Here is a 7,141-nt window from a genome sequence, read left to right on the forward strand (position 1 = left end):
GTGAGGGATGCCTCAGGTGCATGGTGCAGATGAGGTCCCGCTCACGTGCGGGTTCGGCGGCGCGTCACGGGCAGAGGGAGTCGCCGCGGCCGCCCGACCACGACCGGCGGCCTATGCCGCGCGCCTCGCCCGCTGCGCCCGCGGGTCGGGCAGCGGCGCCGCCTCGAGCAGTCGCCTCGTGTAGTCGTGCTCGGGGGCGGTGAGCACCGAGCGGCGCTCGCCGAGCTCGACGACCGCGCCGCGATGCAGCACGGCGACGCGGTCGCACAGCGCGTCGACGACGGCGAGGTCGTGGCTCACGAACAGGCACGCGAAGCGGAAGTCGCGCTGCAGCTCGCGCAGCAGCTCGAGCACGGTCGCCTGCACCGACACGTCGAGCGCGCTCGTCGGCTCGTCGGCGATGAGCAACGTGGGCTGCAGCGACAGCGCACGCGCGATCGCGACGCGCTGCCGCTGGCCGCCCGAGAGCTCGTGCGGGTAGCGGGCAGCCCACGACGCGGGCAGCTCGACGCGTTCGAGCAGCTCGCCGACGCGCGTGCGCAGCGCGGCCCCCCGCATGCGCTCGTGCACCGCGAGCGGCTCGGCGATCGAGTCGCCGATCGTCGCGCGCGGGTCGAGCGCCGCCGTCGGGTTCTGGAAGACGACGCCGATGCGGCGCTTCACCTCGCGCACCTGCCTGCGCGACGCCGTCGCGAGGTCGACGCCCTCGATCGTCACCGACCCCGCCGTGAGCGGGGCGAGCCCCAGCACGCTCTTGCCGATCGTCGACTTGCCGGAGCCCGACTCGCCCACGAGCGCCAGCATCTCGCCCTCGCCGATCTCGAGCGAGACGCCGTCGACGGCGCGCACGACGCCGCGGCGCACCTTGTACTCCACGACGAGGTCGCGGATCGCGAGCACCGGCTCCGACGCGGCGGGCGCCGGGCGCGCGGGCGAGCCCAGCTGCGGCACCGCCGCGAGCAGCTCCTGCGTGTACGCCGCCTGCGGCGCGTCGAACAGCGCCTGCACGTCGGCCGTCTCCTCCACGATGCCGCGGCGCAGCACGACGACGCGGTCGGCCATGTCGGCGACGACGCCCATGTCGTGCGTGATGAGCAGGATCGACGTGCCCGTGCGCTGCTGCAGCCGCCGCATGACGTCGAGCACCTCTCGCTGCACCGTCACGTCGAGCGCGGTCGTCGGCTCGTCGGCGATGAGCAGCTCGGGGTCGCACGACAGCGCCATCGCGATCATCACGCGCTGCGCCTGCCCGCCCGAGAGCTGGTGCGGGTACGAGCGGATGCGCTGCTCGGGATCGGGCAGCTCCACCATGCGCAGCAGCTCGAGCGTGCGCTCGCGCCGCTCGGCGCGCGACATCGACGGGCGATGCCTGCGCAGCATCTCGCCGATCTGGAACCCGATCGTGAAGACGGGGTCGAGGGCGTTCGTCGGATCCTGGAACACGACGGCGATGCGGTCGCCGCGCACCTGCCGCATCCGCCCCTCCGGCATGCCGATGAGCTCGTCGTCGCCGAGGCGCGCGCTGCCGGTGACCGTCGCCGTGTCGGGCAGCAGCCCCACGAGCGACAGCGCCGACACCGACTTGCCCGAGCCCGACTCGCCCACGAGCGCCAGCACCTCGCCACGGTGCAGCGTGAACGACGCGCCCCGCACCGCGGGCACGACGTCGTCGCCGACCCGGAACTCCACGCGCAGGTCGTCGACCTGCAGCAGCGGCTCGCTCATCGGTGCTCCTCCTCGGATCCGTGCTCGGCGTCGACCTCGTCGCGGTAGCGCTGCCAGTCGGCGAGGATCTCGCGGTGCCGCCCTGGCAGCCACGCGAAGTAGCGGCGGGCGTTCTCGAGCCGCGTGCGCGGGCCGTCGCCCTGCGGGTCGAGCGCTGCGATGCCCTCGGCGAGCGTCGACTCGATGCGCCGCAGCGACTCGCGCTCGCCGGCGAGGAACGAGCCCCACACGTCGTCCTCGACGCGGAAGTAGTGGCTGCGATCGCCGGGCAGCGACACGGGCTTGATGAACCCGATGCTCAGCAGCGACCGCGTCGCCATCGACACCGCGCCCGCGGATGCGTGCAGCAGATGCGCGATGCGCGCCGACGAGAGCAGCGGGGCATCGACGACCATGAACAGGGCGAGCACGCGGCCGTCCATGCGGGGGTTGCCGGCCGTGCCCCACGCGTACGCGAAGTCCTCGATGAACCGGCGCATGCGCTCGTCGACCTCCATCGGCATGCGCTCGCGGGGATCGATCGACTCGGAGTCGGTCGAGTCTGCGGCGTCGGAGGGGGAGGCGGCGGTCGTGTCGGCGTCGGTCACAACGACACCCTAGGCAGCGCGCCGGCGAGGTCGCCGGACGCGAGCGCGTCGCGCCACACGTCGATGCGCCAGCTCGTCATGCCGCTCGTCGTGAGCGTCTCGACGGCGCCGGATGCGTCGCGACCGAAGACGGCCGGCTCGCCGGTCGCCCAGAACCCCGCGACCTCGTCGGTCGCGAGCGAGTCGGCCGTGTCGGTCACGCGCAGCCGCACGACGAACCCGGCGGGCTCGGGTGCCTTGGGTGCCAGGATCACGAGGCGGCCGCCGAGCGGCACGACGTCCTCGACGCTCCACAGGTTCGCGAAGCGCCCCTCCAGCTCGGCGGCGATCGTCTCGGGCACCGCGACCGACGGGTCGGCCTCGACCTCCTCGGCGAGCGCGAGCGCGAGGTCGACGATGGCCAGCACGCCCGTCGCGATCGTGCCGGCGGGGCCGTCGATCGCGTTCGTGAGCGCCGAGACGACGAGGTCGTCCTTCGGGTCGATCCACGTGCGCGTGATGTGGCCGGGGTAGCCGCCCGAGTGGCCGACGACCTCGCGCGAGCCGATGGTCTCGACGTCGAATCCCAGGCCGTAGTGGCGCGTGACGCCCGCGTGGGTCACGGGCGACTCGGGGCGCTGCAGCAGACGCTTCGACGCATCCGACACGAGCGTCTCGTCGCCGAACGCGTGCGCCGAGCCGTATGCGGTGAGGTCGGCGGCGGTCGCGAACCAGCCCGTCGCGGGCGCCATCGCCGCCGTGTCGACGTGGCGGATGCGGTGCCGGGCGTCGGTCGCGCGCGTGCGACCCGTGTGGCCGCTGGCGAACTCGCCGTCGCGCTCCGCGACCCACTCGGGCCCCATGCTCGTGACGCCGAGCGGCCCCGTGATGCGGTCGGCGACGAACTCGGCGTACGACATGCCCGACGCGCCCTCGATGACGAGGCCGAGCAGCGAGTAGCCGATGTTCGAGTACTTGAAGTGCTCGTTCGTCTCGAACACGACGCCCTCGGCCTGCGCCATCGCGACGATCGCGTCGCGGTCGGGGAAGACGCCACCGCCGCGCTGCCAGTAGTTCGCGTCGGAGCCGTCGCGGATGACGCCCGCCTGGTGGCCGAGCAGCTCGCGCACCGTCACGGTGGCGAGGCCAGAGCCCGCCAGCGCCGGCACCCACTGCTCGAGCGTGTCGTCGAGGCGCAGCGCGCCGTCCTCGACGAGCTGCATCGCCGCGGTCGCCGTGAACGTCTTCGAGTGCGACGCGATGCGGAAGAGATGGTCGGTCGTGAGCGGCGTCTGCGTCTCGACGTCGGCGACGCCCCACGCCAGGTCGAGCAGCAGCTCGCCCTTGTGCCGCACGGCGACCTGGATGCCCGGCGTGCCCAGCAGCTCGCCCTGGAAGGCGACCCAGCGCTCGACGTAGGCGAGCGCATCCCGGATCGCCGCAGCCTTCGCGGCTCCCTTCGGGGTGTGGTCGGCGGTCGTCTCGACCGCCGTGTCGGGCGTGGTCGTGGCGGTCATGTCCTCGGTGTGGGTCATCGTCGTCCCTTCGGGTCGAGTGCGTCGCGGAGGATGTCGCCGAGGGTGATGAGGGCGAGCACCGTGATGGAGAGGAAGAGGCTCGGGAAGAGCAGCATGTGGGGTGCGGAGGAGAAGTACGCCTGCGCGTTCGACAGCTGCAGGCCCCACGAGATCGAGGGGGACTGCAGGCCGACGCCGAGGAAGGTGAGCGTCGACTCGGCGACGATCACCGATCCGACCATGGTCGCCGCGATCGCCATGACGGGGCCGATGGAGTTCGGCACGACGTGGCGCAGCAGGATGCGGGAGTCGGGGATCGCCATCGCCTGCGCCGCCTGCACGTACTCGGTGCCCTTGACGCCGCGGACGGCGCCGCGCACGAGGCGCGCCATCGTCGGCCACGAGAAGAACGCGAGCACGAGGGCGAGCACGACGGGCGAGCGGTCGCCGACGCTGTTGAGCACGACGATCGCGCCCAGCAGGAACGGGAATCCGAGGAACACGTCGGTGAGGCGCGACACGATGCGGTCGACGATGCCGCCGACGTAGCCTGCGATCGTGCCGAGCACGACGGCGATGCCGAGGCACAGCGCCGTCGTGAGCACGCCGATGAAGATCGACGTGCTCGTGCCGTGGATGACGTTCGCGTAGATGTCGCAGCCCTGCAGGTCGGTGCCGAACACGTGGGTGCTGCTGGGCGGCTGCGCCGAGTCGCCCAGCTGGCATGCGCGCGGGTCGGGCTGGCCGAAGAGGCCTGCGAAGACGCCGGGCAGCAGCGCGACGACGACGAGGAGGGCCAGCACGGCCGAGCAGATCCAGAACACGGGCCGCTTGCGCAGCGACGCCCACACGCCGCGCTGCCCGATGGTCGCGATGGGGAGGTCGACGGGGGCGACGGCGCCGGTCATGCGCGGATCCTCGGGTCGAGAGCGGAGTTGATGAGGTCGACGACGAGGCTCGTCGCGAGGAAGATCAGGATGAGCGCGGTCGAGACGCCCACGACCGTCGGGCCCTCGTGGGTGCGGATGCCCTCGAAGAGCATCTGCCCGATGCCAGGCAGGTTGAAGATCGCCTCGATGACGACGGTGCCGCCGAGCAGGAATCCCAGGTCGATCGCGAGGAACGTGAGCACGGGCGCGACGGAGTTGCGCATGACGTGCACGCCGACGATGTCGCGGCGACGCAGTCCCTTCGCGACGAGGGTGCGCACGAAGTCCGACTGCATCGTGTCGATGACGGAGCCGCGCGTGAGGCGTGCGGTCGCGGCGAGGCCGAACAGTGCGATGACGATCGCGGGCAGCAGGTACGACGTCGGCCAGCCGTCGCCCGTGCCTGCGATGGGGAACCATCCCAGTCGCAGTCCGAAGATGAGCTGCGCTGCCGAGCCGACGACGAACACGGGGATCGAGGTGGCGAGGATGGTGCCGACGAGCAGCGAGCGGTCGAGCAGGGTGCCCTTGCGCAGGCCGGCGACGAGGCCGAGCGTCACGCCGACGACGACCTCGATCGCCCACGCCGTGAGGGCGAGGGTGATGGTGACGGGCCAGCGCGCCTCCATGCGCGCCGCGACCGACGCGCCCTGGAAGGTCGTGCCGAGGTCGCCGGTGAAGAGGTTGCCGAGGTAGCGCAGGTACTGCAGCCACAGCGGGTCGTCGAGGTGGTACTGCGCGCGGATCTGCGCCACGACGTTGTCGGGCAGCGGTCGGTCGCCGCCGAGCGCCGCGATCGGGTCGCCTGGCAGCGAGAACACCATCGCGTAGATGATGAACGTGACGCCGACGAACACGATGGCGAGCTCGAGCAGCCGCGCACCGACGGCGCGGATCATGCGGTGCCCTCGGAGGCTGCGCCGTCCGCGCGGGATGCGGCGAGCAGCAGCGACGACGCAGCGAGCGTCGAGGCCACCTGCACGCCCACGAGGTTCGCGATCGGCAGCGCCGTGAGGCCCTCGAGCGACGCGGCCTCGTCGCACCACGCCTCGTACTGGCTCGCGAGGCGCTCGCGCACGCGCCGCAGCCCCGCAGGGGCCGTGCCGGCCTGCACCTCCGCGTCGATCGCGCGCAGCAGGATGCCGCCGAAGCGCAGGCGGAAGCAGCGCACGACGTCGACGTTCGAGAACACCTCCGCGACCGTCGCCTCCCGCCCGTCGTCGATGCGATCGAGGCGCGCGGCCTCCGACGTGCCGATGTGCCCCATGGCGGGCACGAACGCGCGCGAGGCGCGCAGGAACGGCGTCTCGACGGGCAGGTCGGGCAGCGCGGCGTCGAGCGCCGCCTGCAGCACGGCGCCGAGCTCGGTGAGGGCCGCGGCCTTCTCGGCGATGACGTCGCGGTAGGCGCGGCCGCTGCCGGAGGTGTCGGTCGCGTCAGGGTGCGACCAGTACGGCAGCTCGGCGACGAGGCCGAACGTGCCGTGGCGCTCGATGTAGTCGGCCGATCCGCCCCCGCCGACCTCCGTCGCCGGGTCGAGGCCGAGGTCCTCGAGGTAGTCGTAGTGCTCGCGCGACAGGGGCGAGCGGAACACGGCCTGCGCGAGCTGCTCGAGGTCGGGGGCCTCGGGCTCGCCGGCGTCGAGCGGCAGGTCGAGCGCTGCGGGGATGGCGTGCAGCGCATCCACGAGCCCGTCGAGGAGGCGCGTGACGTAGTAGTAGACGCCGCCGAGCTCGGCGTTGTGCAGGCCGACGAGCAGGTCGGGGCTCGTGGCGTCGATGAGGCGCATGAGCGCCTGCGTCTCGGGCATGACGCGGTCGAACCAGGCGTCCTTGTGCGCGAACGGGAACGACCACTCCACCTGCTCGTCGGGAGCGGGACGGTAGAAGCGGCGCGCGTAGTGCACGCGATCCTCGGGGTTCGCGAACCAGCCCTCGTTGAGGCGGGTGCCGTCGGGGTCGATGCACGGCACGAGGTGCCAGGTGGCGTCGTGCGCCGCGCGGAGGTCCGCGTCGGCGACGAGCTCACGGGCGAGGTGCTGGAGGGTGCGGAAGCCGATGGGCTCGTTGGGGTGCACGCCGCCGACGAGCACGAGCTGGCGCGGGCCGGAGCCGATCGCGTACGAGTGGATGGGCTCGCCGAGCCTGGAGGTGCCGATGCGCTGGGCGCGCACCAGGTCGGGGTGCTCGGCGGCGAGGCTCTCGAAGTCGGCCAGCAGGGCGTCGACGGTGGGGAAGTCGTGCACGTCGCGGACGCGCCTCGCCCTGGCGATGGCGTCGTCGAGGGTGCCGGGTGCTGCGGTGGTGGCGGTGTCGGTCACGTCGGTGCTCTCCTGTGGTGCGGCGGGCTGCGGCTGTGCGCTGCGGCCCTGCTGCCTGCGGGGTCCGGCGGGGCGGCCCACCAG

Annotated in this window: 6 protein-coding genes; all 6 read right to left on the reverse strand. The window is 72.7% G+C overall.

The features are described from left to right. Window positions 1-111: 111 nt before the first annotated feature. Window positions 112-1,725 (reverse strand): ABC transporter ATP-binding protein, encoded by a 1,614-nt coding sequence (locus ACZ6H8_RS08740; protein WP_464146383.1) that lies wholly within the window; start codon window positions 1,723-1,725, stop codon window positions 112-114. Then, window positions 1,722-2,312 (reverse strand): GbsR/MarR family transcriptional regulator, encoded by a 591-nt coding sequence (locus ACZ6H8_RS08745; RefSeq protein ID WP_464146384.1) that lies wholly within the window; start codon window positions 2,310-2,312, stop codon window positions 1,722-1,724. Before ACZ6H8_RS08745 ends, ACZ6H8_RS08740 begins: the two co-directional genes overlap by 4 nt. Beyond that, window positions 2,309-3,826, reverse strand: coding sequence for a serine hydrolase domain-containing protein (locus ACZ6H8_RS08750; RefSeq protein ID WP_464146385.1), 1,518 nt, complete (start codon window positions 3,824-3,826; stop codon window positions 2,309-2,311). Before ACZ6H8_RS08750 ends, ACZ6H8_RS08745 begins: the two co-directional genes overlap by 4 nt. Then, entirely contained in the window at window positions 3,823-4,716 is an 894-nt protein-coding gene (locus ACZ6H8_RS08755) for an ABC transporter permease (RefSeq protein WP_464146386.1), read from the reverse strand. Before ACZ6H8_RS08755 ends, ACZ6H8_RS08750 begins: the two co-directional genes overlap by 4 nt. After that, window positions 4,713-5,636, reverse strand: coding sequence for an ABC transporter permease (locus ACZ6H8_RS08760; protein WP_464146387.1), 924 nt, complete (start codon window positions 5,634-5,636; stop codon window positions 4,713-4,715). Before ACZ6H8_RS08760 ends, ACZ6H8_RS08755 begins: the two co-directional genes overlap by 4 nt. Then, window positions 5,633-7,141, reverse strand: a 1,509-nt coding sequence (locus tag ACZ6H8_RS08765; RefSeq protein ID WP_464146388.1) for a M14 family zinc carboxypeptidase, incomplete at its 5' end; no start/stop codon positions are given. The genes ACZ6H8_RS08765 and ACZ6H8_RS08760, both read right to left, overlap by 4 nt.

It is taken from the genome of Agrococcus sp. AC640b, assembly GCF_979255995.1.

Bases quoted from the DNA above. Each gene is read 5' to 3' on its own strand.
- ACZ6H8_RS08755 (WP_464146386.1), bottom strand. From the start codon at position 4,716: ATGACCGGCGCCGTCGCCCCCGTCGACCTCCCCATCGCGACCATCGGG.
- ACZ6H8_RS08760 (WP_464146387.1), bottom strand. From the start codon at position 5,636: ATGATCCGCGCCGTCGGTGCGCGGCTGCTCGAGCTCGCCATCGTGTTC.
- ACZ6H8_RS08740 (WP_464146383.1), bottom strand. From the start codon at position 1,725: ATGAGCGAGCCGCTGCTGCAGGTCGACGACCTGCGCGTGGAGTTCCGG.
- ACZ6H8_RS08750 (WP_464146385.1), bottom strand. From the start codon at position 3,826: ATGACCCACACCGAGGACATGACCGCCACGACCACGCCCGACACGGCG.